At 67.2% G+C, this 25,427-nt stretch carries 23 protein-coding genes; 8 read left to right on the top strand and 15 right to left on the bottom strand.

What is annotated here, in order from left to right; genetic code table 11:
• Positions 1 to 486 precede the first annotated feature (486 nt).
• The 4 genes from L1787_RS18405 to L1787_RS18390 form a co-directional block, all read right to left on the bottom strand.
• Positions 487 to 1,854 (bottom strand): phenylacetate--CoA ligase family protein, encoded by a 1,368-nt coding sequence (locus tag L1787_RS18405; RefSeq protein WP_235710577.1) that lies wholly within the window; start codon positions 1,852 to 1,854, stop codon positions 487 to 489.
• Between the two features lie 620 nt (positions 1,855 to 2,474).
• Positions 2,475 to 3,476, bottom strand: coding sequence for an HAD family hydrolase (locus L1787_RS18400; RefSeq protein WP_235710576.1), 1,002 nt, complete (start codon positions 3,474 to 3,476; stop codon positions 2,475 to 2,477).
• An 89-nt stretch (positions 3,477 to 3,565) separates the two neighbouring features.
• Positions 3,566 to 5,263 (bottom strand): arylsulfatase, encoded by a 1,698-nt coding sequence (locus L1787_RS18395; protein WP_235710575.1) that lies wholly within the window; start codon positions 5,261 to 5,263, stop codon positions 3,566 to 3,568.
• Between the two features lie 47 nt (positions 5,264 to 5,310).
• A complete protein-coding gene (locus tag L1787_RS18390) occupies positions 5,311 to 5,550 on the bottom strand; it encodes a hypothetical protein (protein WP_235710574.1) in 240 nt (79 codons plus the stop codon).
• A gap of 234 nt (positions 5,551 to 5,784) precedes the next feature.
• Here L1787_RS18390 and L1787_RS18385 point away from each other — a divergent pair, with 234 nt between their 5' ends.
• Complete coding sequence (locus L1787_RS18385) at positions 5,785 to 7,662, top strand: tetratricopeptide repeat protein (protein ID WP_235710573.1); 1,878 nt, start codon at positions 5,785 to 5,787, stop codon at positions 7,660 to 7,662.
• 19 nt (positions 7,663 to 7,681) lie between these two features.
• Here L1787_RS18385 and L1787_RS18380 read toward each other — a convergent pair whose 3' ends face one another.
• The 8 genes from L1787_RS18380 to L1787_RS18345 all read right to left on the bottom strand — a co-directional run bounded on the left by L1787_RS18380 (position 7,682) and on the right by L1787_RS18345 (position 14,677).
• Positions 7,682 to 8,137, bottom strand: coding sequence for a DUF6790 family protein (locus L1787_RS18380; RefSeq protein ID WP_235710572.1), 456 nt, complete (start codon positions 8,135 to 8,137; stop codon positions 7,682 to 7,684).
• An 83-nt stretch (positions 8,138 to 8,220) separates the two neighbouring features.
• Positions 8,221 to 8,703 carry a cupin domain-containing protein gene (locus tag L1787_RS18375; protein WP_235710571.1) on the bottom strand — a complete coding sequence of 161 codons (483 nt, stop codon included), beginning with the start codon at positions 8,701 to 8,703 and terminating at the stop codon, positions 8,221 to 8,223.
• Positions 8,704 to 8,823: 120 nt separating this feature from the next.
• On the bottom strand, positions 8,824 to 10,332 hold the full coding sequence (locus tag L1787_RS18370) for a tripartite tricarboxylate transporter permease (RefSeq protein ID WP_235710570.1): 1,509 nt from the start codon (positions 10,330 to 10,332) through the stop codon (positions 8,824 to 8,826).
• Positions 10,329 to 10,820 (bottom strand): tripartite tricarboxylate transporter TctB family protein, encoded by a 492-nt coding sequence (locus tag L1787_RS18365; RefSeq protein WP_235710569.1) that lies wholly within the window; start codon positions 10,818 to 10,820, stop codon positions 10,329 to 10,331. Before L1787_RS18365 ends, L1787_RS18370 begins: the two co-directional genes overlap by 4 nt.
• A gap of 63 nt (positions 10,821 to 10,883) precedes the next feature.
• A complete protein-coding gene (locus L1787_RS18360) occupies positions 10,884 to 11,849 on the bottom strand; it encodes a Bug family tripartite tricarboxylate transporter substrate binding protein (protein WP_235710568.1) in 966 nt (321 codons plus the stop codon).
• Between the two features lie 319 nt (positions 11,850 to 12,168).
• Positions 12,169 to 12,774, bottom strand: a complete 606-nt coding sequence (locus L1787_RS18355) for an LOG family protein (protein ID WP_235710567.1) — start codon at positions 12,772 to 12,774, stop codon at positions 12,169 to 12,171.
• Positions 12,775 to 12,859: 85 nt separating this feature from the next.
• Complete coding sequence (locus tag L1787_RS18350) at positions 12,860 to 13,696, bottom strand: alpha/beta fold hydrolase (protein WP_235710566.1); 837 nt, start codon at positions 13,694 to 13,696, stop codon at positions 12,860 to 12,862.
• A gap of 213 nt (positions 13,697 to 13,909) precedes the next feature.
• A complete protein-coding gene (locus L1787_RS18345; protein WP_235710565.1) occupies positions 13,910 to 14,677 on the bottom strand; it encodes an SDR family NAD(P)-dependent oxidoreductase in 768 nt (255 codons plus the stop codon).
• Positions 14,678 to 14,932: 255 nt separating this feature from the next.
• Between L1787_RS18345 and L1787_RS18340 the strand changes: the two genes are divergently transcribed.
• The 7 genes from L1787_RS18340 to L1787_RS18310 all read left to right on the top strand — a co-directional run bounded on the left by L1787_RS18340 (position 14,933) and on the right by L1787_RS18310 (position 21,655).
• Positions 14,933 to 17,671: a PAS domain-containing sensor histidine kinase gene (locus tag L1787_RS18340; RefSeq protein ID WP_439648300.1), complete on the top strand. Its 2,739-nt coding sequence runs from the start codon at positions 14,933 to 14,935 to the stop codon at positions 17,669 to 17,671.
• Positions 17,668 to 18,315: a response regulator transcription factor gene (locus L1787_RS18335; protein WP_235710563.1), complete on the top strand. Its 648-nt coding sequence runs from the start codon at positions 17,668 to 17,670 to the stop codon at positions 18,313 to 18,315. Before L1787_RS18340 ends, L1787_RS18335 begins: the two co-directional genes overlap by 4 nt.
• Positions 18,312 to 18,701: a response regulator gene (locus L1787_RS18330; RefSeq protein WP_235710562.1), complete on the top strand. Its 390-nt coding sequence runs from the start codon at positions 18,312 to 18,314 to the stop codon at positions 18,699 to 18,701. Before L1787_RS18335 ends, L1787_RS18330 begins: the two co-directional genes overlap by 4 nt.
• Complete coding sequence (locus L1787_RS18325) at positions 18,691 to 19,395, top strand: response regulator transcription factor (RefSeq protein ID WP_235710561.1); 705 nt, start codon at positions 18,691 to 18,693, stop codon at positions 19,393 to 19,395. The genes L1787_RS18330 and L1787_RS18325 overlap by 11 nt, the downstream gene beginning before the upstream one ends.
• A gap of 490 nt (positions 19,396 to 19,885) precedes the next feature.
• Positions 19,886 to 20,680, top strand: a complete 795-nt coding sequence (locus L1787_RS18320) for an SDR family oxidoreductase (RefSeq protein ID WP_235710560.1) — start codon at positions 19,886 to 19,888, stop codon at positions 20,678 to 20,680.
• A 60-nt stretch (positions 20,681 to 20,740) separates the two neighbouring features.
• Positions 20,741 to 21,106, top strand: coding sequence for a cupin domain-containing protein (locus tag L1787_RS18315; protein WP_439648301.1), 366 nt, complete (start codon positions 20,741 to 20,743; stop codon positions 21,104 to 21,106).
• Between the two features lie 21 nt (positions 21,107 to 21,127).
• On the top strand, positions 21,128 to 21,655 hold the full coding sequence (locus tag L1787_RS18310) for a carboxymuconolactone decarboxylase family protein (protein ID WP_235710558.1): 528 nt from the start codon (positions 21,128 to 21,130) through the stop codon (positions 21,653 to 21,655).
• 312 nt (positions 21,656 to 21,967) lie between these two features.
• Here L1787_RS18310 and L1787_RS18305 read toward each other — a convergent pair whose 3' ends face one another.
• From L1787_RS18305 to L1787_RS18295, 3 genes are all read right to left on the bottom strand, one after another.
• Complete coding sequence (locus tag L1787_RS18305) at positions 21,968 to 22,885, bottom strand: MBL fold metallo-hydrolase (RefSeq protein WP_235710557.1); 918 nt, start codon at positions 22,883 to 22,885, stop codon at positions 21,968 to 21,970.
• A 333-nt stretch (positions 22,886 to 23,218) separates the two neighbouring features.
• Entirely contained in the window at positions 23,219 to 24,484 is a 1,266-nt protein-coding gene (locus L1787_RS18300; protein WP_235710536.1) for a DUF5996 family protein, read from the bottom strand.
• Between the two features lie 103 nt (positions 24,485 to 24,587).
• On the bottom strand, positions 24,588 to 25,427 hold an 840-nt coding region (locus tag L1787_RS18295; RefSeq protein WP_235710535.1), incomplete at its 5' end, for a pirin family protein.

Here is a 25,427-nt window from a genome sequence, read left to right as displayed (position 1 = left end):
ACTAGATCATAGAATTTACGCATAGATCGATCCGTCGATACGCAACGCGACAGATCCGAGATGATGCTAGGACGGGGTGACCGTACAATCGCCCCTCAAATGGGTCGTCTCTTTCGATTTTTTTTGCGGAAAAATGCTCGTGACACCTGTCGCACGCGTGCTCTGCACCGCGCTCCGCCATGCTCGGCGGGTCACTCTCCATTATGAGGGTGCCGACCGCGTGGTCGAGGTCCACATCGTCGGCCACACCCGGCAGGACGAGCCGCACGCGAGCGTGTGGCAGGTCCGCGGCGGCAGTCCAGCGGAGCGCACGAGGGGTGGAAATCCCTCACGCTCGACAAGGTCACCTCGCCCGTCATGACGGACGAGGTCTCGCAAGCGCCCCGCCTTGGCTACAACCCGAACCACGCGGCGTTCGCCCGGATCGATTGCCGGGTCTGACCGTCCCCACGCAGCGGGGACGGCCCGATCGGCAGCGCGTCGCCGCTACTCGGTCCAGACCTGACCGCGACGATCCTCGACGCGCTTTGCCTTGTGCGTCGCACGGGGCAGCGTGTCGGCCGCGAGGATCGACACCTTCGCGCCCACCCCGGTCGTCGCCTTGATGTGGTCCTTGAGACGCTGGGCGAGCTCCGCGTCGGTCCCGTTGAAGCCGTGAATGCGCTCCGCCTCCACGATCAGCGTGTCGAGATGGTTCTCGCGCTCCACCACCAGGCGATATTCGCCCGTGAAGTCGTGATCCTTGCGGATGATCGCCTCGACGTCGGACGGGAAGATGTTCACGCCGCGGATCACGAGCATATCGTCGAGCCGGCCGTGAACGCCCATCAGGCGCATGCTGGTGCGCCCGCAAGTGCACGTTTCCTCGGAGAAGGAGACGATGTCGCCGGTGCGGAACCGGATCAGCGGCCGGGCCCGCTTTTTCAGCGTGGTGAGGACCATTTCACCGCGTCCGCCGGGGGCGACATGCGCCCCGGTCTCCGGGTCGATCACCTCGACATGGATATGATCCTCGGCCCAATGGAGGCCGTCTTTCGCCTCGCACATCCCGGCGCAAGCGCCGAAAATGTCGGACAGGCCGTAATAGTCGTAGACGTCGGCGCCCCAGAGCGCCTCGATGCGCGCCCGCGTCTCCGGGATCGAGCCGCCCGGCTCGCCGGCGACGAAGATGCGCTTGATCGCAAGGTCCTTCTTCGGATCGATCCCGTGCTTGGCGGCGGTCTCACCGAGATACCAAGCGTAGGACGGCGTCGTCCACATCGCGGTCGCCTGGAAGGTCTGGAGGATCGACAGGAGACGCTCCGATGGGACGGTTCCCGCATGGATCGAAAGCGCACCGATCTTCTGCGCGCCGAGCACGCACGGCCCGCCGATGAAGAGCGAGAAATTCAGCGAGTGCGCATAGCGGTCGGACGGCCGCAGGCCGGATGACCAGAACTGGCGCGCCTCATAGTCCATCCACTCCTCGAAATCCTCGGCAGTGAACGGCGAGACTGTCGGAACGCCGGTCGAGCCCGACGAGGCCGACACATAGACGACCTCCTCCTCGGGCACCGCGGCGAGATCGCCGAGCAGCGGCGCCGCCTCCTGCCGCTCGCGCAGGACGGCTTTGTTGATCGTCGGAAAGCGGCGCAGATCGTCGAAGCTGCGAACGTCGTCCGGGCTCAGCCCCGCTTCGTCGAAGAGCTGACGATAATAGGGCGCGTTGGCGTAGGCGTGATGAAGGCTCTTCTTCAAAAGGTCGAGCTTCATCGCGTCCCATTCGGCCCGGCTCTGGGTCTCCAGCGCGGGATCCCAATAAAGGCGGTCCGCAGCCACGCGCTCGCCGGCGGTGGCGGTCTGATGTTTGTTCATTCGTTCCTCGTCGTGGGTCCGGACCGGCGGCTGCGGATCGGATGCAGTCGCCACGGCCGGACCGTCGGCTTCGGGGAAGGACGACCCGCGCCACGAGGCTCCGCGCGTCGTCCGACGCGCGCCCCATCGCGCGGCCGCACCCGCAAGGCAGGCGCGCGGCCGTCGCACTCGAGCGCCGCGAGCGCGTCGCTTCGGAAACGAAACGTCGTGCTCCGTGGTCCGCCACCCATCGGGCGCACGGGCCGATCGGACGAGCACATAGGCTCACGCCGTCGACGGATGGCGGCGCGGGCCAAGGTGCTCACAAAACCCGGCGGTCATCATATCGACCGACAACGGCCCCAGGGCGGGGCCGGAAGCGTCCCAACCCGGTTTCACAACCAGGCGTCGCTCCCACGGGCTCCGAGGGCGACCGCGCCGAGGCGGCCACCGAGACGGCACTCAGGATGGCCTATGCATATCGCGGGCCGAGCCGAAGGGGAAACACTCAGAGGTAGCAAGCTGCGAGCGGACGGGGCATTTCCGGCCCGTCCGCGGCGCATTCCGTGCCCGGCGCAGGCCGGTCGCGCCGGCCCTTGCCCAAACTGACGCCGCCGACCGCCGCTTTCGCGGTCGTCCGATCAGTCGGCGGGAAAGATCGTCGCCCAGTCGTCCTTCATGCTGATGAGATGCCAGCCTTCTGCCGGCGCCGCATCCATCGCGCGGTCGAGTTTGCCGAAATGAGACTGCCGGTCATAGGCGACCTCGCGTGCGGCGTCGTCGTGATGGACGATCATGCCGAGGCGGCGGCCCGGCGCGCTCGTCGTCCAGGCCAGCATCTCGAAGTCGCCGTCGGAGTTGCCGAAGGCGGCGATCGGGCGCTTGCCGATATGGTTCACGATGCCGACGGGCTTACCCGGCCCGTCATCGATGAAGTCGACCTCGTCGAGGCGCATGATCGACGGCGCGGCCCCCGCCTCGCCCGCCTCGTATTTCAGCTTGATCGACGAGCCGACGACGTTCTCCGGCTCGATCCCGTAGACCTTCGCCGTCCAGGGTCGCATGAAGGCGATCCCGCCGCCCGACACGATGAAAACCTCGAACTCGTTGGCCTTCAAATAGTCGATCAGCTCGACCATCGGCGTATAGATCATCGCCGTGTTGAGCCTCTCCGTCTTCGGGTTCTTCGCCGTCTTGATCCAGTCCGACACGATCGTGTCGAATTCGTCGGTGCTCATCCCGGCATGGGTGGCGCCGATCAATTCGAGGACGGCTTTCTCGCCGCCGGCCGCGACGCCTGCGATATCGCCGGCGAGGACGGACTTGAACGGCTCCGTCGTCGTCCATTCCGGGTGCTCGGGCGCCAGCGCCTTCACCCGGTCGAGCGCGAAGGCGAGCTGCACATACATCGGCTGCTCGCTCCAAAGGGTGCCGTCATTGTCGAACGTGGCGACGCGATCGGCGGGCGCCACGTAATCGGCGCCGCCTTCGCGCGTCACCGCCTCCACGAATTCGACGATCGCCGACTTGTTGGCCCCGTCATTCCAGGAGGGGAGCGGATCGTCGGCGCCCAAAGCGGGCGCGGCGGTGACGAGGATCGCGGCAAGGCACGCGAGCCTGCGGACCATGGTTGCAAGCGGCATCAGATATCTCCTCGATCCGTTGGCGCATCAGGGATTCGGGCCGACGTGCGGCCCGAAAGGCGACCCGTAGGCCGCATGTGTCCGCCGGCTCAGTTTCCGGTCGGCAACCCGATATTGACGCCGTCTTTCGCAAGCGCTTCACGCGCCCACTGGAACCGTTGATAGTTCGTCAGCGTGATCGGCCCCGTGTAGCTCTCGCTCTGCAGCTTCCGCGGCGGATACTGCACATACGTCTTGATGAGCTTGGCAATGGCCTCGTTGGCCGGAACCAGCGCCCAAGTGTGTTCGACGAAGTTCGTCATGAACGTATCATAACGCTCTTGCGGGTCGGCCAAAAGGTCGAAAACTTGCGGAACGGTTGCGACATACTTCTCCGCCCCCTTCCAACCGAGATTGGTGTCGACGGCCAGCCCGCCGGTCTGCGCCCCGTCATCGCCGCGCAGATTGAAGACGTATTTGAAGTTGTCGACGCGGACGGCGCCCGGCGACAGCTCGTTCTCGGTGAAATAGAACCACTCCTTGCGGGGTGACGGACCACTGCCGGTCCAAACCGGGGTCATGTCGTAGCTGTCGAAGATGATCGGCTCACCCTCGCGGTCGTTCGTCGGCAGGTCCTGGCCGGCGATCGAGGCGAAGGTCGCCATGAGGTCGAGCCCGCCGCTGATGTCGTCGTTCACGGATCCGCCCTCGACCTTGTTCGGCCAACGGACGATCGACGGAACCCGGTTGCCGCCTTCGCGCACCGTGCCCTTCGTGCCGCGGAACGGCGTATAGCCGGCGTCGGGATAGACGTCCTGCCAGGCGCCGTTGTCGACCGTGTAGAAGACGACGGTGTTGTCCGCGAGATCGAGCTCATCGAGCTTTTCGAGGAGATTGCCGACACGGGCATCGAGCTCGACCACCGAATCCGCGTACTTGGACTTGGAGATCGATTTTCCCTCGAACTCCGGCGCCGGCATGTTCGGCTGGTGGTTCTTCATGAAGTTGACGTTGATGAAGAACGGCGTGCTCTTGTCCTTCGCCGCGTCTTCGAGGAACTCGACGGCAGCGCTCTCGACATATTTGTCGAGGAAGGGGATCCCGACGACGCCCTGGTCCGGCGTGTCGACATATTGGCCGTTGACCTTGAAGTCCTCTTTGACCTCCTCGCCGGCATTGCCCGACAGCGCGCCCTTCGTCACGTTGGTGAACATCTCGCGCAGCTCCGGGCTCATCCCCGGGAACCATTTCGGATCGGTGTAGGTGTAGGCGTTGAGGTGATAAAGGAAGGCATACTTCATCACGTCGTAGCCCTGCGCGTTCGGCAGCGCATAGTCCGATTCACCGAGGTGCCATTTGCCGGTGAAATAGGTCTTGTAGCCGGCTTCCTTGAGCACCGAGGCGAGGGTCCACTCCGCGTGCGGCAGCCCGCCGCCTTGGCCTTGGAAGGCGACCGTCGTCATGCCGGAGCGGTTCGGAATGCGGCCCGTCTGGATCGCGGCGCGGCCCGGCGTGCAACTCGGCTGTCCGTAGAAGTTGGTGAAGGTCATCCCTTCATCGGCGAGCCGGTCGAAATTCGGCGTCGGCATACCCCGCGCACCGCCGCCGAGATAAGGGCCGAGATCGCCCCACCCGGTATCGTCGGAGACGATCAGCAGAATGTTCGGCTTGGCCTCGCTCGCCGCGCCGGTGTCCGGCGTCGACTTCTGGGCGAACGCCGGCGCGACGGCGAACGTGCCGATCGCGAGAGCGAGCACCGGCACGCACGCGCGCACGCTGGCTCGGCCCCGTCTTGGGGTGTTCGGCATGTCATTCTCCATGAAAATATTGTTGTTTTGGGAGGCGACCCGAACGCTCAGGCCGGCCTTTCGAGTTGGGCGAGAATCTCGACCTCGAGCTCGGCGAGCAGGTGGCGATACTCGTCCACCCTGCCGGGCCCCGTCGCCGGAACGTTTTGCCAGCGGAGCAGCGCGGCCGACGCCTCTTCATAATCGGCGCAGACCGCCCGGAACCGTGCATCCCGCGCGCAGCGTCGATAGAGCTCGAGCTCGCGCTCGGGGAAGCGTTCGACGATCGAGCGGATAGAGTCCGGCATCGCCCCGTTGCTCCCGTCGGATCGGTCGAGACGCACATTCGCGGTTTCCAAAGTCCGGTAGACGCGAACGGTTCTGGCCTGTTTCCGGCTGCGATACGCAGTACGAACGTGTTCGTACCTTTCACCGCGGCGGCGCGTTCACGCCACGTCTTTGGCAAATCCCCGCCAAAAGTGTTATTGTCACCTGCGGATTGGTTTGGCCTCGCCCGCATCTTTTTTTGAACGGAGCGATCGGTGCGCCCTGTTTCTGTCGCAATCGGCGAAGGGCCGCGTCATCCCGGCCCTTCTCCGAACGACATACGAGAGGAGCTCGATCGCCTCCTCTCGCATCCGCGGCTCGATGCGAGCGAGCGACGCCGCGCCTTCTTGCGCTATATCGTGGAAGAAACCCTCGACGGCCGGTCAGACCGGCTGAAGGGTTACACGATTGCCGTATCCGTCTTCGGCCGTGACGAAACCTTCGATTCGAGCGCCGATCCCGTCGTGCGCCTCGAAGCGCGGAGGCTTCGGCGCGATCTCGACAGCTATTATCTCGATGCCGGCCATCACGACCCCGTCCGCATCTCGATCCCCAAGGGCGGCTATGTGCCGAATTTCGAGTGGCACGCCCGCCCCGAGCCGCGTCCATCCGCGCCCCTCGAGGTGCCGGAGAGCGCATTGGCGGGCGAGCCCCTCCCCGTCGCCGATGCGACGGCCCTGCCCGCCCCCTTAGCCGAGCCCGACACCGCGCCGGTGACGCAGGTACCGGCGCCGTTGGAGCCGGCGACAAGCGACGCCGCTCCGGCTGCCCCATCGCGCCGCCTTCATGTCATGGTCTTCCTCGCCGCCGCTGCCGTGGCGATCTTCGGCCTCGCGATGCTCGCGACGGCGCTGTGGCTCGTCTTCGGCGAGACCAAGCCTCCGATCGGCACCGGCGAACCCGCCGTCGTGGTGCTTCCCTTCAAGGCGTTCGGCCGGACCGAGGACGGCCCCATTCTCGCCGAAGGCATCAGCAACGAGCTGATCGGGCACCTGATGCAGTTTCCGGGGTTTCGCGTCTATGTGAGGCCCGTCGCCCAACCCTTGGCCAACGGATCGCCCGCCGCGCTCGGGCGCGACCTCGGTGTCGCTTATGTCGTCGATGGCCGTGTCGGCATCGAAGCCGAACACGCCCGCCTGACCGCCCAGCTCTACGATGCGCGAACCGGCGAAGTGATCTGGGCGACGACCTATGATCGCCCCTTCACCACCGAGGCGCTGATGGGCCTGCAGCGCGATCTCGCCGGCGAACTCGCCACCGCGCTCGCCCAGCCCTACGGGATCGTCAACAAGGCCGCCCAGCTTCACACCTCGCCCGCGACGGCCAGCATGTCGAGCTATCTGTGCGTCATGCAGGCCTACACCTATCGGCGAACGTTCGCCCGGAGGGCCTTCGCGCCGGCGCTCGCCTGCCTCGAGGAGGCCGTCGCCCGTGATCCGTCCTACCCGGACGCGCTCGCCATGCTCGGCTGGCTCTATCTTGATGCGGGCCGGTTCGAGTTCGCCGACGGCGTCCCCCAGGACGAGAGCTACGTACGCGCGCTCGATGTCGCCGCGCGCGCCCTCGCGCTCGACCCGCACAACAGCCTCGCCCTCAAGGCGATCGCCGCGATCAACCACTATATGGGCCGCTTTCGCGAAGGAGAACGCTTCTCGCGCGAGGCGGTCGCTCGCAATCCGTACGATCCGGACGCGCTTGCCCAACTCGGTTGGCGCCTCGCCGTCCGCGGGAATTTCGAGGAGGGCATCCCCCTGCTCGAACGTGCGATCGCCCGCAGCGTCGATCCGCCGGGATGGTACAATCATCTGATTGCGATCGATCTCTATCTGCGGGGCGACTATCAGGAGATGCTGAGCCTCGCCGAACGTTCGGCCGCGCCCGGTCTCGGCATCGGCGAAGCGCTCATCGCGATCGCGGCCGGCGCCCTCGACATGCCGGAACGGACCGCGGAGGCGCTGGCCGATTTGTCAGAGTACGGGCCGCTCTCGCGTGATCCCAGCGCCTATTTCCGCCGCCACGGCGCCAACGACGAGATCGTCGAGGCCCTGTCGCGCGGTTTGCAGCACGCCGAGGCGGTCGCCGCCCGGCCATAGCGGCGCGGCCGGTCCCGGATCAGCGGATCAGCCACCCGACGAGATAGATCGCGATCATCAGGGCGACGAAGAGGTCCGTCCCCATCGCGACATTCTCGCGAAGCGTCCGCTCCGCATTGCGCGCATGCTTCACCCCCGCCGCGGTGAGGAAGAGGCCGCTCACGAGCCCCGCGGGCGCGGTCCAGCCCGGCACGAAGAGGCTGAGGATCCCGACGAGGCCGATCGCGCAATTGGCGAAGCCGAGCTCGGCCACGACCTTCTCGGCGGCCGGATCCTTGATGCCGAGGATACCACTCGTGACGGCCGGCCGCATGACCTGGGACAGGCCGGCGAGCAGGAGCCGCACGCCGCCGCCCCAGAAGACGAACCATTTGCCGAGCAGGACGACGAGATCACCGGCGCCCCGGAGCCAGTCGACGGCGATCGACAGACCCGGAACGATCACGGTGAGTAGGACGACGATCACGACGTACACGGCACCCTCCGCGAGAGTTGAACGACGGCGTCAGTCAGCGACGGCGGACGAGAGGCCGCCGGGTCGAACTCGGGCGCCCGGCCTCAGTCGGTCGGGCCGTCGGTGTGCGACAGAGGCGGGCCGAGAAAATCGACCTCCCATTTCGCTCCGAAGGCGTTCAAGGCCGCTTTGTCTGGAATGCCGTCGCGCATCACCGCCGCAAGCTCGGTGAAGAAGCCGGCGGCATCGAGAGCCGGCGCGATCAGGATATATTGCCGGGCGGGTGCGTCGGTGACATTGCGAAAGGCGTGTGGCGTGCCGCCCGGAATGCTGACGACATCGCCCACCTCGGCGATGAAGCGGCGGCCATCGACCTCGTAGAGATAGCGCCCTTCGATGACGCGGAAGATCTCGGCCTGGGGATGACGGTGCCGGGGCGGCCCCGCGCCGGGCGCGTTCACCGTCTCGATAAAGCAGTAGGTCCCGCCGCTCGCCTCGGGCGGCAACCGCACGAAGAGATTGAGGCCGATGGCCGGAACGTCGATCGCGGGTTCCGTTCCGCGGGAATGGCTGAAGACGATCGGCAATGTCGGGTGTCCTCGACCGCGAGGGAGCGTCGGCACGAGACGCTGTGCGGCCCTGCTGATGAACGGCGGCGCCCGTATATATGCGCCGCCGCGATGCCGTTGTCAGGCGAAATTGGCGCCTCAGGCCGGCGTGCGCCGCGGCCGCGTGAGCATGAAGACGAACACCACCGTGAGGGCCAGAAATGCGAGGCTGTCCGGGCTCGTGAGGAAGATCGTCGGGTCGCCTTTGCTCAGCGACAGGGAGCGTCGCAGATATTCCTCCAGGCTCGGTCCGAGAATGAAGCCGAGGAGCAGCGTCACGATCGGATAGCCCGCCCGGCGCAACGCGAAGGCGAGCACGCCGAACACCAGCGTCAACGCCATCTGGAACATCGAATAGGTGGCGACATAGGCGCCGACGAGAGCGACGAGCGCGATCGCGGCATAGAGTGGCGGCCGGCTGATCGACACGATCCGGATGAAGAGCGGCCCGAACAGGAAGAGCGACAGCGGAATGAGGAGGAGCGCGCTGAAGAACAGCGACCCGATCATCGGCCCGAGCAGCTCCGTCTGGGTGGTGAGAAGCTGCGGCCCCGGCTGAAGGCCGTTGATGACGAGGACGCCGAGCACCACGGCCGTCGTCGGATCACCGGGAATGCCGAACATCAGCATCGGCACGAAGGCGCCGCCGCACATCGAGTTGTTGGCCGCCTCCGCCGCGGCGATACCTTCGCGGCTGCCATGGCGGAACTCCTCGCTCTTGCGCGAGACCCGCATCGCCTCCGCATAGGAGACGAACGCCGCCATCGACCCGCCCGCCCCCGGCAGGACGCCGACGCCATAGCCGATGAGCGAGCTCTTGATGTAGGTGATGATCCCGATCTCGCGGATCTCGCTCCAGCGGGGCACGAAATCGCGCCGACGCAACGCGCGCGCGGCCTGGCTCGCCGCCTGCCGGACCGCCGGATCATCCCGCGTCGCCGCCTGGATCATGATCTCGCTGATCGCGAAGGTGCCGATGATCAGGGGCATCAGGTCGATCCCCTCCACCAGCGTCTCGGTGCCGAAGGCGAACCGGGGGATCGGCTGCATCACGTCGACGCCGATGGTCGCGATCATCATGCCGAGGAGCGCCGCGACGACCGCCTTCGCGACCTCGCCGCGCTGCGCCACCACGATCACGACGAGGGCGAAGAGGATGAGCGAGAACTTGCCGGGCGTCTTGATGAGGAGGGCGAGCTCAGCCGTCAGCGGCATCGACACGAGGAGGAGCACCGCGCCGATCGCGCCGCCGATCATCGAGCCGAGGGCGGCATGGCCGAGCGCGTTGGCGCCCTCCCCCTTCTGCATCAGCTTGTAACCCTCGACGGCGGTCATGATCGAGGACGGCGCACCCGGAATGTTCACCGTCGTCGCGGTGATCGAGCCGGCATACATCCCCGCCATGAAGATCGAAGCGCACATGACGAGCGCGCTCACCGCATCGAGGCTGTAGGTGAAGGGCAGGAGAAGAGCGATGGCGAGCACCGCCGTCAGCCCCGGAACCGCGCCGAAGAATGTCCCGATCAGAAATCCGAGGACCATGAACCCGAACACGGAGGGCGAGAACAGCGCGAGGCTGCCGCCGAGCACGTCCGCGAGGTAACTCATTGGGGTGCCTCAACCGCAGGCGGCGTCGCGCCACCGAAGGAGGGGAAGGCCGGCAAGCGGACCTCGAACACGACGGCGAACAGGCCGTAGACGACCGCCGTCAGGACGACGGCCTCGAGGATGGTGCGCGGAATGCTCATCTCGAGGCGCGAGAAGATCGCGAGGAGCGCGAGGGTGAAGAGGATCGTCGACACGAAATAGCCGACGAACTGGAAGAGCAGGAGATAGACCGCGCACGTCGCGATCACGAGAAAGGCGAGCCCGACGCCGCCCCACTCGACCCGCTCGGCCTTGTGAGCCTTGCGGAAGTCGAGCGCCACCGCCACCACCACGGCGACCGCGAGCGCAACGGCGAGGAATTTCGGATAGTCGCCCGAGCGGATCGGTCCGGTGTCATAGATCGACCGGATCTGGCCCGCTTCGATGAAGTAGATCACGCTGAAGCCGATGAGGCCGAGCGGAACGAACAAACGCGCGATGAGGTGCATGGAACCGCCGACGTTGTGAGCCAGATGCGGGCCCGGCAATGAACCGGGCCCGCATGTCCGGCGCTACTTGCCTTCGATCTCGTCCATCAACTGGAAGAGTTCCGCCTGGGTCGAGGTCATCCAGGACTGCGCTTCGGCGCCGGCGAGCCAGCTCGGCGTGACGCCGATGGTCGACACCCAGCTCTGGAACGCTTCGCTGTCATAAGCGGCCTGATAGGCATCGGTCAGCTTGGTGACCACCGCATCGGGCGTGCCGGCCGGAACGGCGAGCAGGATGAAGCTGCCGATCTGGAAGTCGACGCCCTTCTCCGCCGTCGTCGGCACGTCCGGGTAGGTCGGATTGCGATCGGTGGAGAACTCGATGACGCCCTTCACGTCGCCCGACTGGATGAGCGGGGCGAAGTCGCCGAGGCTCGTCACCACGGCGTCAACCTCACCGGACAGCACCGCTTCCTTTTGCGGGGCCGCGCCACCCGGATAGGCGATCAGGTCGAACTCCGTGTCGGTGAGCTTTTGAAGCTGGAGCATCGCGAGATGCGTGCGCGAGCCGATATTCTGAATGCCGACGCGAACCCCGCCCGGCTGCTCCTTGGCGGCGGCGATCATCTCGTCGAACGTCTGGAACGGCGCGTTCTTGGAGACCATCAGCGCGTCCGGCTCGCTGGTAATGCGGGCGATCGGCGCCAACTTGTCGAGCGAATAGCTCTTGAGGAGGCCCTGGCGCGGCACGGTGACGACGCTGTCATAGGTCAGCGCACCGACCGTGTAGCCGTCGGGTGCGGCGTTCATCACTTCCATGATGCCGGTGGCGCTCGCCCCACCCTCGACATTCTCGACGTACATCGTGCCGCCGAGTTCGCCTTCCGCGAGCGTCGTGATCTTGCGCACGATCGCATCGGTGCCGCCCCCGGCGCCCCAGGGCACCACGACGCGCACGTCCTTGCTCGGAAAATCCTGCGCGAGGGCGGCGCCGCCCGCCATCAACGGCAATGCGCCGGCGAACGCCAGCGCGGCGATTGTCTTTCGCATCGTATTCCTCCTCTCGGCCGGCCGATTGAACCGGCTCGTTTCCCCGACGCTTTGCTCGCGCGTGCGACGGCATTATTGCAAAAAAGCAGCCTGCCATTTCCCAATAACCGCGACGCGGCAGCACCGCCCGACGGCTGAGGACGAAACGGCGCCCTTTCGCGTTCGCGCGAAACCTACACGCCGATGTTGTAAATTAGAATGGGAATTTTGAAGGCGGACGTTCGCGGCGAATGGCGGCCGCGCCAGTCCGCCATCCTCGGCCCGCAATATCGGTGGACGCACGCACGGCGCTCGGCCCCGCCCACCATCGGTTGCCGGATCAACGCCCCTTTCGCGGCGCCGGGCCGCCGGTGGACGGCACGTCGTGCCACTTCGACACGACGACCGGCGCGTCCTCGCGCAGACGGTCCAACAAGGCGCTCGCAGAGTGTGCGACGCGTACCATGTCCCGGTGCTGCGACTTCACGAAACCCGTGGCGACCAACTGATCCAGAAACGCCAACAGCGTGTCGAAGAACCCGCCGATATTATAGACGGCGCAGGGCTTGGAATGAAAACCGAGCTGCGCCCATGTGAGGACCTCGAACATCTCTTCGAGCGTTCCCATGCCGCCCGGTAGCGCGACGAACGCATCGGACAGGTCCGCCATCAGCGCCTTGCGCTCGTGCATCGACCCGACGACCCGCAGATCGGAAAGGCCGTGATGGGCGATCTCCTTGTCGACGAGGGCCTCCGGGATAACGCCGATCGCCTCACCGCCGTGCGCGAGGACCGCATCCGCCACGGCGCCCATCAGCCCGACCGAGGCGCCGCCATAGACGAGCCCGATCCGGTTGGCCGCGAGAACCCGCCCGAGCTCCCGCGCTTCGTCGACGAATTGAGGATCGAATCCCGAATTGGACCCGCAAAAGATGCAGATACGCATGTGTTCCCGTCCATTTCGCGCGTGATGGCGAAGAGGGCTGCCCGCCCTGACGTGCCGGGCTTGGCGGCCCGGCACGCCGCGAGGGTCACGCTTTGACGAAAGCGAGTATATCGGGGTTCACCACATCGGCGTGTGTCGTGCACATGCCATGGGGAAAGCCTTCGTAGATTTTCAAGGTGGAGTCGGACAGGAGGGCGGCCGACAGGGGCGCGCTGTCGGCGATCGGGACGATTTGATCGTCGTCGCCGTGCATCACCAGCGTCGGCACGGTGATTGTCTTGAGGTCTTCGGTGAAGTCGGTTTCGGAGAACGCCTTGATCCCGTCATAGTGGGCGTTCGCGGCGCCCGCCATGCCCTGGCGCCACCAATTGCGGATGACCCCCTCGCTCGGCGTCGCTCCGGCACGATTGAAGCCGTAGAACGGACCGGCCGCGATATCGAGATAGAACTGGGCGCGGTTGGCCGCCAGCATCGCCCGAAAGCCGTCGAACGTCTCGATCGGGGTGCCGCCGGGATTGGCTTCGGTCTTCACCATGATGGGCGGAACGGCGCCGATGATGACGAGTTTCGCCACCCGGTCCGCCGGCTGCCCATGTTGGGCGACATAGCGCGTCGCTTCCCCGCCGCCGGTGGAGTGGCCGATATGCACCGCGTTTCGCAGGTCGAGCTCCTCGACCACCGCCGCGACGTCCGCCGCATAATGATCCATGTCGTGACCGTCCGAGACCTGGGAAGACCGCCCATGCCCGCGCCGATCATGGGCGACGACACGATAGCCTTCGCCGAGGAAGAAAAGCATCTGGTTGTCCCAATCGTCGGCGCTGAGCGGCCAGCCGTGATGGAAAACGATGGGTTGGGCGTCTTTCGGGCCCCAATCCTTGTAGAAGATCTGAACACCGTCGCGCGTCGTCACGAAATTCATGTTGCTGCTCCTGCTGAAATCGGATTCCGTCCTGTCGCGTGGCTGCGCCGACGCGATGTCGGGCGCCAAGGCCATGAGGCCGAGCGTGACACCGGCTGCCAACGCGTCCCTTCGGTTCAATACGAACCCCGTTTCGCGCCGCGGGTCCGGCGTCGTTCGGGGGTCGTTGTTCGTGTCCGTCACATCGAATCTCCTTGTTGAGAACGGCTCGGTTCACGAGTGGGAAAGACCGCCGTCGACGGAGATGACCTGTCCCGTCACCCAGTCGGCGGCAGGGTCGGCGAGGTGGAGGATCCACCGCGCGACATCGTCAGGGATCCCGCGACGCTTGAGCGGAATGGTCTCGCGTTCTTCGGCCTCGACCGAGGCGGCGGCCTCGGCTGAAAGGCCCATCATGCCGGTCAGCGCCCCCGAGGCGGTGGGCCCCGCGGCAACAGCGTTGACCTTCACTTTGAGTGGCGCGAGCTCCAGCGCCCAGCAGCGTGTGAGATGCTCCAGCGCCGCTTTGCTGGCGGCGTAGTGCGACAGCGACTTTGCCGCTTTGTGCCCGAATGTGCTAGAGATGTTTACAATCGAGCCCTGCCCCGCCGTCAGATATGCGAGCGCCGCGCGCGCCATCAGGCTCGGCCCCACCACATTGACCGCGAATATCGAAGCGATCCGCTCGGCGGTGGCCTCCGCAAGCGGCAGGATCGCGCCCGCTCCGGCATTGTTCACGAGAACATCGAGCCGCCCCCACCGGTCGATCGCCGACCGGACGGTCCGGTCCACGTCGGCCGTCTGCGCGACGTCGGCGATGCAACCGACGATGCCGGGATGCGCCGCGCTCACCTCTTCGAGTGGCTCCGAGCGACGGCCGGTGATCAGAACCCGGGCGCCGCGGCTGGCGAAGCCGAGGGCCGCCGCGCGGCCGATCCCGGATCCACCGCCGGTCACGATCACGACCTTCTGGTCGAAGTCCGTCTTATGGTCGAAATCCATGCCCGTTTCTCTCATTCGGTAAGACCGGCCTGAGGCCACGATCGGGTGACGCGTTCGCCCGCGCCGGACGGCGAGGCGAGTACGACGGGCCGGCCACGCGGGACGATCTCTTCTCGTGCATCCGTTCGGCCGACGCCGTGTCACGACGCCGTAATTCGTCGAAGCAACGCCGCGGAACAACTATGCCGAGGTGTGGGGTCCCCACGACGAGGGGCGAAGGGCGCTCGCCCGTACCGCCCCGATGCATGGGTTTCCATGAGGTGCGGCCGAAGGCGGCCGGGACTAGAGTGCGCGTCGGTCCGCAGATCCCGGATCGAGGGCCGTGCGCCCGCGCGCGGCCCTCGCCACCGGGGCCCTTTCCGGCAGGAGCCGCCGAGCATGAGAGCTGTCGTTTCCCAACCGCGCGAGGCGAATGTGCTTCTCGCGCTCCTCGTCGGGCTCGCGGCGTGTGTGGCGACGGGCACGCCCTTCGGTCTCCTCGCACCTTTCGCCGCCCTCCTCCTCTATGCCGGAGGGACGGCGACCCGCATCGTGAACGGCGCGCTCGCCGTGGCGGCGGGGGTGCTCGCTTTGGCGGCCGGTCTCGCGCCCCCCGACATCGCCCATCGCGCGCTCGACTGGGCCGCGTTCTGCGCGGTCGCCTTCGCCGTGGGCCGCACGATCGCCATCCAGGCGGGGCGGTCGCCGTTGGGGCGGCCGGCGATCGCGACCCGGATCATCGAGGCAATGCCCGCGCACGCATGGTCGGCCGATCCGGGTGGTCGCTTCACATATGTCAGCCCCAACACGCTCGACTATCTCGGCGCGCCCGTCGCCGACCTTGCACCGCTGCCGGGCTCGGATGAGTTCGGCTGGCGGCGCGTCGTCCATCCCGAAGACTATGGCCGCGTGATCGAGGCATGGCGGCACTCACTCGCGACCGGCGATCCCTACGACACCGAGCATCGGCTCCGTCGTCATGATGGGATATATCGCTGGTTCCGCAACGCCGGCCTTGCCGAGCGTGACCGCGAGGGCCGCATCGTCGGCTGGCACGGCACGACCATCGACATCGACGACCAGAAGCGAGCCGAGGCGGCGCTCGTCGAGCGCGAGCGGGAAATGTCTCGGCTCGTCGACCTGGTTCCGAGCCACCTGTGGCGCCTCGCGCCCGATGGCGAGCCGATCTTCTTTAATCGCCGGATGGCCAACTTTCTGGGCTTCGATGTCGGGACCATGTCGAACCCCGGCCTCGATCGGCTCGACCGTCTCGCCGCGGCGGTTCACCCGGATGACCAGGCCGCCTTTCGGCGCACGCTCGGCTGGTCCCTCCACGCCGGCGAGCCCTTCGCCCTGCGTTATCGCCTGCGCCGGGCCGACGGGGCCTATCACTGGATGTCGAGCCGCGCGGAGCCTCTCACGGACGAGGGCGGCCGCATCGTCCAATGGTACGGCCTGTGTCTCGACATCGACGACCAGGTCCGCGCGCAGGACGAGGCGCGGCGCCGCGAGCGAGAGCTGGCGCAGCTCGTCGACATGGTTCCCGGCCTGCTCTGGCGCCTCGACCCCGACGGTCGGCCGGTCTTTTTCAGCAAGCGCATGGTCGAATATTTCGGCGACGACGTGGAGGCCTTCGACTTGCCGGGAAAAGCCGGCGTCGGCGCCTCGGCGACGGCGCACGTCCACCCGGACGACCTTCCGCGGGTGATCGAAACCCTCGACCGCTGCCTGACGACCGGCGAGGGCTTCGCCTTGAACCATCGCCTGCGACGCGCCGACGGGGTGTATCGCTGGATGTCGGTCCGGGCCGAACCGCTGCGCGACGAGAGCGGGGCCATCACCCAATGGTACGGCCTTTGCCACGATATCGACGACCAGCTCCGCATCGAGGAGACGTTGCGCGAGAGGGAGCGTGCCTTGTGGCAGCTTGTCGAGACCCTTCCGGCGATGATCGTGTGCGCCGACCCGGCCGGCGAGCCGGTCTATCGCAGCGAGCGGTTGCGCACCTATCTCGGTTTCGGGGTCGAGACGCTCGACGGGGCGGGCGAAACCCGCCTCAACCGCACGCTCGACGCCGCCATCCACCCCGACGACCGTGCCGCGGTGAAGGAGCATTATGCCCGATGCCTCGCCACGGGAGAGCCGTATCTGCGCAAGCATCGGCTGCGTCGGTTCGATGGCGAATATCGCTGGGTCGAAACGCGCGCGGCGCCGATGCGGGGCGAGAGTGGCGACATCGTCCAGTGGAACCTGATCTGCCTCGACATCGATGGAGAGGTGCGCGCCCGCGAAGAGCTGCGCCTCGCGCACGATCGGCTGACGCGCGCCAGTCACGCGGCGAGCCTTGCCGAGCTCTCCGCTTCCATCGCGCACGAGGTGAACCAGCCTTTGGCCGCGGTGGTCGCCAATTCGCACGCATGCCATCGCTGGCTGTCGGCGGCCCCGCCCAACCTGGAGCGCGCGAAGACGACGGCCGAACGCATCATCCGCGATGCGAACGCCGCGGCGGACGTGGTCGGCCGCATTCGCGCCCTGTTCCGACAGTCCGCCGAAACGCGCGATCTCGTCGCGCCGGCCGACGTCATCACCGAAGCCCGTGAGCTGATGGCGGAGGAGGCGACGCGGCGGCGCATTCGCCTCCTCGTCGAGATCGCGACCGACGTGCCGCCCGCGTGCGTCGACCGCGTCCAGATTCAGCAGGTCCTCGTCAATCTCATCCGCAACGGCATGGACGCGGTGGAGGCCCCCAAAAGCGAGCGGGCGATCCGCATCGAAGCGCGCCGGATGGATGATGCGATCCGTATCGCGGTCTCCGATTGCGGCGGCGGGATCCTCTCGCCCGAGAAGATCTTCGAGCCCTTCTTCACGACGAAAGATCAAGGCATGGGCATGGGGCTCGCGATCTGCCGCTCGATCGTCGAGGCCCATGGGGGCCGCCTTTGGGCCGAAGCGAACGCGCCTCGTGGCGCGACGTTCGTCTTCACCCTGCCCGTCTCGGCGGCCGTCGCGCCATGAGCGGTCCGGATTTCATCGTCTATGTCGTCGACGACGACATGCGGATCCGGGAAGCGCTCGAGGAGCTGTTGGCGTCACACGGGATGCGCACGGTCGCCTTCGCCTCCGCCGGCGCGTTCATCGAGGCGGAAAAGCCCGACGCGGCCGCTTGCCTGATCCTCGATGTCGAGCTGCCCGATATCAACGGGCTCGACCTCCAACGCAGGATCGCCGCTGGCGAGCATCCACCGATCGTCTTCATCACCGGACACGGCGACATTCCGTCCTCGGTGCGCGCGATCAAGGAGGGCGCGGTCGATTTCCTGACGAAGCCCTTCAGTGATGCCGACCTGATCGGCGCAGTGGAGACCGCCGTCGATCTCGACCGAGCGCACCGTGCGGCCCGCGCCGATCAAGCTGCATTGCGGCGACGCTACGACGATCTGACGCCTCGCGAGCGCGAGGTTCTTCCCCTCGTGGTCAGCGGCCTTCTCAACAAGCAGGCCGCCGCCGAGCTCGGCATCAGCGAGGTGACGCTTCAGATCCATCGAAGGAACGTTATGAGTAAGATGGCGGCCGCGTCCTTGGCCGATCTCGTGCGCATCGCGCAACGCCTCGAGATCCCGATCACCCATTCGCGCCGCCCTTCCGGTGACGTGTCATGAGCGCGAGGCCATCCGTCGTGGCGATCGTCGACGACGATCCGCGCCTCCGGGAATCGGTCGAGGAGCTTCTGGAATCGGCGGGCTATGTCGCCCGGAGCTACGCCTCCGCGCGCGCCCTCCTCGAGGAGGGACTCGCGAGCCTCGATCTCCTCATCACCGATATCGGCATGCCGGACATGAACGGCTTCGACCTGCGCGAGTGCGTGCGGGCGGTGCGCCCGGAGATGCCGGTTTTCCTCATCACCGGACGCCACGAGATCGCCGACCAGCACCGCGCACGGGGCGCGGCCGGCTTCTTCCGCAAACCCTTCGATGGCGACGCGCTTCTCGCGGCGGTCGACCACGCCTTGCACACCGAAACCAAGGAGGATGACGATGGGACGTGAACGACCGATCCGCGAACGGCCGGCTTCATCCGCAGGTGGCGGCCGATCCATTAAAGACCCGTGCGTCTTCATCGTCGACGATGACCCCGCCGTACGCGAGGCGATCACCGAGCTGATCCTGTCGAGCGGACTTCAGGCGGTGTCCTTCGCCTCCACCGGCGACCTCCTCGATGCCGGCGTCCGTGACGAGCCCGGATGCCTCATCCTCGATGTTCGGATGCCCGGCGCGAGCGGGCTCGATCTGCAGAGCCAGCTCGCGGCCGGGGGGGACCAAAAGCCCGTCATCTTCCTGACCGGGCACGGCGACATTCCGATGACCGTCCAGGCCATGAAGTGCGGTGCGATCGATTTTCTCACCAAGCCGGTGCGGGATCAGGCGCTGCTCGACGCGGTGTTGGCCGCCATCGCGCTCGACAGCGCGCGCCGCGCGGAGGCGGCGGTCGTCCGTCGCAATGTCGAGCGTCTCGATAGCTTGACGCCGCGCGAACGCGAGGTCCTCGGCGAAGTCGCGCTCGGGCGCTTGAACAAGCAGATCGCCTTCGATCTCGGCATCAGCGAAGTCACCGTGAAGCTGCATCGGGGCAATGGCATGCGAAAGCTGGAGCTGCCGTCCCTCGCCGCGTTGATCCGACTGTGGGAGACCCTGCCCCCGCACGTGCGCACGGCCGATACCGGGGCGCGCCGAACCCACTGACCCCTCCCGCGCCGCCGCGGTCCGCCTTGGCGTCCCCTATGCACCGGCTGGAAGGGCAGAATCCGGCCGCGCTGGTGGCCGGCCGCAGCGCGCCGCGCAGATAGGCCCCGCAGTCGCCTTCGGACCGATGCCGGCTCCATCGCCGGACAGCGGTCCGGCTGGGCCACGTGGCGGTCCGCATCGTCCCAATCGATCGCCGACCTGTACCTTCGGCGAGGCCGAGCACGCCGTCCGTCCGATAGCGCCGCGCACACGCCCCCCGCATTCTCGCAAGCAGCCGGCCGATCCGAACACGAGGAGGCGAGCCGATCGAACGCCATCGCGCCCGTGTCGCGCGATGTTCGATCCCGCCCCGGCCCGTCGGACGTCGACGATCCGCGGATCGGACGTGTCGTCCCGACGCCTCGAAATGCCGCCTCCCGCTCCCGAGGCGTTCGCCGCCGGCGCGTTCCGGCGGCCGGTTTCTCACCCCAACCAAGGACACAGACCCATGAAGATCGTCGTCATAGGCGGCACCGGGCTCATCGGCTCGAAGACGGTGGAACGCTTGCGTCGCACCGCGAATGAGGTCCTCGCCGCCTCCCCCGCTTCGGGCGTCGACACGATCACCGGCAAAGGCCTCGCCAAGGCCCTCACCGGCGCGAATGTCGTCATCGACCTCGCCAATTCCCCCTCGTTCGACGATGCGGAGGTGCTCGACTTCTTCCGGACGAGCGGCCGCAACCTTCTCGCCGCCGCGGCGGCGGCCGGCGTCGAACATCACATCGCGCTTTCCGTGGTCGGCACCGACCGATTGCAGGCGAGCGGCTACTTTCGCGGCAAACGCGCGCAAGAAGACCTGATCCGCGCTGCCGGGATTCCCTACACGATCGTCCACGCGACACAGTTTTTCGAGTTCATGGGCGCGATCGCGATATCGGGATCGGTGGACGGCGTGCCCCGCATCTCACCGGCCGCCGTCCAACCCATCGCGGCCGACGATGTCGCCGACGCGATGGCGGACGTCGCCCTATCCGCCCCCGCCGGCGGCATCGTCGAGATCGCCGGACCGGACCGCCTCCCCCTCGCCGAGGCCGTCGCACGATATCTCGCCGCGATCCACGACCCGCGCACGGTCATGCCCGACGTCGACGCCCCGTATTTCGGCGCGACGCTCGACGAGCGCTCGCTCGTCCCGGACGACGGCGCCCGTATCGGCGCCATCCGCTACGCCGATTGGCTCGCCCGCTCGGCAAAGTCCCCGCAACCGGCCGCTGCACACCATCCCGCGAAACAGCCGGCCTGACCCCCGAGAGAGGAGTTTTTCATGATCAGAACCATCATCGTCGGCGCCGGCATCGTCCTCATGCCCGCCGCCGTCTGCGCGCACGATGAAAGCGCCACCGTGACGCTCGCCTATGACCAGCCGCTCCCGAACGTGCCGGGCATGAGCATCCGGGGCGTTGTCGTCGAGTACGCTCCCGGCGGCACCTCGCCCGCGCACACGCATCCGAACTCGGCCTTCATCTACGCCACCGTCCTCGAAGGGACGATCCGTAGCGCGGTCAATGGGGGCCCCGTCACGGTCTACCGCGCCGGCGACAGTTGGTCGGAATTTCCCGGCGATCACCACTCCGTCAGCGAGAATGCGAGCCAGACCGAGCCGGCCCGCCTCCTCGCGGTCTTCGTCCTCGACACGGACGAGACCGAACTTGCGACCTACGAAGATTAATGCCCCGCGAAGGATAGACAGATGGACATCAACACCACCCCTCGCGCGCCGGCGACCCTGCCGACCGGCCCGGCTCAACGCCTCGATTATGCCGAGCAGTCGCCGCAATTGCTGAAGAAGCTGACCGAGTTCAATGTCGCGATCGCAACGGGCGCGATCGAAGAGCCGATCCGCGATCTCGTTGAGATCAGGGCATCGCAGATGAACGGCTGCACCTTCTGCATCGACATGCATGTGAAGATGGCGAAGATCCATGGCGAGCGGGACCTGCGGCTGCACCACATCGCGGCGTGGCGCGAATCGCACTTGTTCACCGCGCGCGAACGCGCCGCTCTCGCCTGGACCGAAGGGCTGACCAAGATCGGGGAACACGGTGTGCCGGACGGCCTTTACGACCGTGTCCGCGCCGAGTTTTCCGAGAAGGAGATCTCCGATCTGTCCTTCATCATCGTCGCGATCAACGCGTGGAACCGGCTGAATGTCGGTTTTCGGCCGGTACCCGGCGCCTATGATGCAAAATACGGGCTGACAAAGGCCGGTCTCGGCTGACACGGGGAGTGGCCGTGGCACGGGATCGCGCGTTCGCGAGTCCCCGAACGCCGCCGGCCCAGAGGCGCCGATCCTGGCGAACCAGGCTCACCGTCGCCGCAACGTCTTTTCGCATGGCGGTCCGGGCGTTCTCGCTCGGGCCGCCTTGGTGCGCGCGCCACCCGCCGGATTTCGATCTCCTGTGCGGCCGACGATCCCATCCTGCGGCACGTCTGTTCCCTCCCCCACCGACGCGGACGCCGAAACGACAAAAGGCGCCGCCCCATGACGTCATGGGTCGGCGCCCCGATCTCGTCCGTGACGGGCGAGCGTTCAGTAGTCCCAGAAGGCCGGCACCCATCGGAACGCGTCGCCATCGACCGCCACGCGGCCGATGGACGGGAACGGCAAGTGCGTGGCCACCAGCTGTTCGCCGGTCCCGGCCAGTTCCCTCAGGAGGCGGATCCGGACGCGGGCCGCTTCCTCGGGGTCGTGCTCGAACCCGTTGTGCCAATCGGGATGGTCGAATCCGACCGCGAAGATGGCATCGCCCGCAAAGGTCAGCCGCTCACCGCCGGACGACAGGCGGATCACGCTGTGCCCGGGCGTATGCCCGCCGGTTCGCTGGGCCACGACGCCGGGCGCCACCTCGGCCGTCTCGTCGAACAGGCACAACCGGCTGCGATAGACATCGGCGAACCGCGTGGCGGTCGCCCGCAACGCATCCGGAAAGCCTTGCGGCATGACGGCGTGTGTGAAATCCGGCGCCTTCCAGAATTCGACCTCGGCGGCCGCCACATGGATGCGCAGATCGGCGCGCAGCCTCTCCTTCACCCCGTCGACGAGCAGCCCGCCGACATGGTCCATGTGCATGTGGGTCAGCACGATGTCGGTGACGGCGCCGAGGTCGATGCCGGCGGCCTCCAGCCGTCGGATCAACTGCCCGGCCCGCGGCAGGTTGAGATCAGGATCGAGACCCAGGCCGGCGTCGAGGAGGATGGTCTGCGCGCCGCTGCGCACCACCACCACGTTGAGCGACCAATCGAACGCATCCTGCGGCAGATACATGTCGTCCAACCACGCCTCCCGCACGGCGGGATCCGCGTTGTGGGCCAACATCGCGGTCGGCAGGGGCAAGACCCCGTCGCTGACCACCAGCACGTCGATCTCGCCGATCCGCAGCGCATACCGCGAGGGGACCAACTCGTCGCGCACCGGGCGGATGGTTTTCGCTATATTCTCAAGGCTCATGTTCGTCTCCAGATGACCGCCGCCAGACATGCGGCATCGGGGGACGCTACGTCCGCGGCGACCCGCGAACGACTGAACCGAGGGATAGATCGGCCTGCGTGATGGTATGGTTGAGGGGCGCTCGGCCCTCTTCCGACCTCGGCCTCTTGGCGGCGCCCAACCCCCCGCACACGATAAAGTCCCCGCGAACGACAGCGCACGAGGGATCGGACGGGACTAACGAACGCACATCGCATCACGTCTCGGGCGTCGCTCGCGCCGTACCGGCGGAGCGCCCCGCCCCGCGATGCCGGGCGGGCCTCTTTGGGGCGGGGCCCGTGCGGCCGGCCGTTTTTATGACCGCCGCAGGACGTCCTGCCATTCGGGGTGTCGGTCGATCTGGGCCTTGGCGAAGGGGCAGAGGGGGATGATCGCGATCCCGTCGCGGCGGGCGTCCTCGATCGCCCGGCGCACCAGCTGCTCGCCCACCTTGCGGCCGCGCAAGGCTGCCGGAACCTCCGTGTGGTCGATGATCAGAAGCCCGTCGCCCGCCCGGCTATAGGTCATCTCCGCCTCGATGCCGTCGACGACCATCCGGTAACGCCCCTTCGCCGCGCCGTCCTCCCGCTCGACCGGCGCGTCGGCCGGCGGCAGCGCCGTCTTCGCCTTCTCCGTCACCGCGTCCGGCGGGCGCACCTCGCCCGGCTTCCCCGTCGCGCAATCGAGGAGATCGCGGTCCCATCCGCCGCGATCGGCCGCCGCCTCGTAGGTCGAGACCAGGAAGGCGAGAAGCGCCGCGGCCGGATCGGCCGCCGACTGCACCGCCTCATAGGGCAGGACGAACTCGCCGAGCCCGTCATGCCAGAAGGCGGCATCGGGCCGGACCGGCGTCGTGCCATAGCCGTTCGGCGTCGGATAGGCGTAGGCATAGAAGGCCGGATAGTCGATGCCGCCGCCCCCCGGCCAGAAGCCCGCCGAGGACACCTCACGGTCGTAGGCCTCCTGCGCCACGTCGTCCGGCAAGGTCGGGATGCCGGCGGGGTGGAGCGGCGCGCGCCGGCCGGAGAAGCGGGTCACCGCCAGATCGAAGCTGCCCCAGAACAGGTGGACGGGGCTCGACTTGCCGAGAAAGCCGGTGCGGAAGGTCTGGAAGACCCGGTCGATCGCCATCAAGGCCCGGTGGAAGCGGCGGACGGCGTCGCGATCATAGGGCCGGTCGCGATGATCCTCGCGGAACGGGACGGGGTTCGGCACCTCGTTCGGCAGCCCGTCGAAGGTCGGCGTGCCGCCGAGCTCGGTCACCAGGCGGACGAAGTCGGCATGGAACGCCGCCACCGTCGTCGGCCCGAGCGCGAAGGACGCGGTGCCGCCCTCGCCATTGGTGCCGACGACCTTGTGCTCGTGAAGATCGAACAGGATCTCGATGCCGGGCCCGTCCGGGATCGGCGAGGAGGTGAGGCCGCGCGGCGTGACATAAAAGGTCGCGTGCCAGGAATGGTTGATCCACGGGGTGTGCGCCAGCCGATACTTGCCCGCCACCTGCAAATAAAGATGCAAGGCAGAGCAGGTCTCGCGCCAGCCGAGATAATCGAGTTCGGGCCATGCATTCGCGTCGGGCATTCGGCGTCCTCCATCCAGCATGCGCGCGGCACGCGGTGTCGTGTCGGTCGTCCGGCGCGGGTCGAGCCGCGGGCGGACGGGTGTCTCGTCGGCGCGGCGGCGGTCAGTCCGGCAGAGGGATGTGCTCGTCCCGGTCGTCGACCGGCAGATCGAAGCGCCCCACGCCCCAATTCTCGGCCCGCCATTCGGCCTTGGCGGCCTCGATGCGCTCCTTCGAGGAGGCGACGAAGTTCCACCAGATATAACGCGGTCCGCCGAGCGTCGCGCCGCCGAGGATCATCAGCCGCGCGCCGCGTTCGCCGGCCGCCACCGTGATCGGGTCGCCGGGGCGGAAGACCATCATCTGCGCCGCCGCATAGTCCTGGCCGGCGACGCTGATCGAGCCGTCGACGATATAGATGCCGCGATCCTCGTGATCGTCCGGCATCGGCAGGCGGCCTCCGGGGGCGAGCGTCACGTCGGCATAGAAGGTCTCGGAGAGCATGCGCGCCGGGGCGGTCTCGCCATAGGCGGTGCCGAGAATGAGCCGCACCGAGACGCCGCGATCCTCGATCACCGGCAGCGTGTCCTTGCCGTAATGCTCGAAGAGGGGCGCCATGTCCTCGTGGCTGTCGGGCAAAGCGAGCCAGGTCTGGATGCCGAACAGGCTGTTGGGTCCGGTCCGGGCGGCAGCGGAGGTGCGCTCCGAATGGGTGACGCCGCGCCCGGCGACCATCCAGTTCAGCGCACCGGGGCGGATGATCTGATCGGCGCCGGTCGAGTCCCGATGGTGGAAGTCGCCGCGAAACAGGTAGGTGACGGTGCCGAGCCCGACATGCGGGTGCGGCCGCACGTCGACCCCCTGGCCGGTGAGGAGCTCGGCCGGCCCGGCCTGATCGAAGAAGATGAACGGCCCGACCATCTGCCGCTTCGGCGCCGGCAGAGCGCGCCGCACCTCGAAGCC

Source organism: Acuticoccus kalidii, from assembly GCF_021556395.1.
In the GTDB taxonomy this organism is placed as follows: Bacteria; Pseudomonadota; Alphaproteobacteria; order Rhizobiales; family Amorphaceae; genus Acuticoccus; species Acuticoccus kalidii.
This window is presented reverse-complemented; position numbering and strand designations above follow the sequence as displayed.

Coding starts and splice junctions, on each gene's coding strand:
- L1787_RS18405 (WP_235710577.1), bottom strand. CDS start 1,854: ATGAACAAACATCAGACCGCCACCGCCGGCGAGCGCGTGGCTGCGGAC.
- L1787_RS18305 (WP_235710557.1), bottom strand. CDS start 22,885: ATGAGCCTTGAGAATATAGCGAAAACCATCCGCCCGGTGCGCGACGAG.
- L1787_RS18395 (WP_235710575.1), bottom strand. CDS start 5,263: ATGCCGAACACCCCAAGACGGGGCCGAGCCAGCGTGCGCGCGTGCGTG.
- L1787_RS18315 (WP_439648301.1), top strand. CDS start 20,741: ATGCCCGCCGCCGTCTGCGCGCACGATGAAAGCGCCACCGTGACGCTC.
- L1787_RS18300 (WP_235710536.1), bottom strand. CDS start 24,484: ATGCCCGACGCGAATGCATGGCCCGAACTCGATTATCTCGGCTGGCGC.
- L1787_RS18330 (WP_235710562.1), top strand. CDS start 18,312: ATGAGCGCGAGGCCATCCGTCGTGGCGATCGTCGACGACGATCCGCGC.
- L1787_RS18390 (WP_235710574.1), bottom strand. CDS start 5,550: ATGCCGGACTCTATCCGCTCGATCGTCGAACGCTTCCCCGAGCGCGAG.
- L1787_RS18340 (WP_439648300.1), top strand. CDS start 14,933: ATGAGGTGCGGCCGAAGGCGGCCGGGACTAGAGTGCGCGTCGGTCCGC.
- L1787_RS18325 (WP_235710561.1), top strand. CDS start 18,691: ATGGGACGTGAACGACCGATCCGCGAACGGCCGGCTTCATCCGCAGGT.
- L1787_RS18365 (WP_235710569.1), bottom strand. CDS start 10,820: ATGCACCTCATCGCGCGTTTGTTCGTTCCGCTCGGCCTCATCGGCTTC.
- L1787_RS18355 (WP_235710567.1), bottom strand. CDS start 12,774: ATGCGTATCTGCATCTTTTGCGGGTCCAATTCGGGATTCGATCCTCAA.
- L1787_RS18320 (WP_235710560.1), top strand. CDS start 19,886: ATGAAGATCGTCGTCATAGGCGGCACCGGGCTCATCGGCTCGAAGACG.
- L1787_RS18310 (WP_235710558.1), top strand. CDS start 21,128: ATGGACATCAACACCACCCCTCGCGCGCCGGCGACCCTGCCGACCGGC.
- L1787_RS18350 (WP_235710566.1), bottom strand. CDS start 13,696: ATGAATTTCGTGACGACGCGCGACGGTGTTCAGATCTTCTACAAGGAT.
- L1787_RS18360 (WP_235710568.1), bottom strand. CDS start 11,849: ATGCGAAAGACAATCGCCGCGCTGGCGTTCGCCGGCGCATTGCCGTTG.
- L1787_RS18335 (WP_235710563.1), top strand. CDS start 17,668: ATGAGCGGTCCGGATTTCATCGTCTATGTCGTCGACGACGACATGCGG.
- L1787_RS18345 (WP_235710565.1), bottom strand. CDS start 14,677: ATGGATTTCGACCATAAGACGGACTTCGACCAGAAGGTCGTGATCGTG.
- L1787_RS18370 (WP_235710570.1), bottom strand. CDS start 10,332: ATGAGTTACCTCGCGGACGTGCTCGGCGGCAGCCTCGCGCTGTTCTCG.
- L1787_RS18400 (WP_235710576.1), bottom strand. CDS start 3,476: ATGCCGCTTGCAACCATGGTCCGCAGGCTCGCGTGCCTTGCCGCGATC.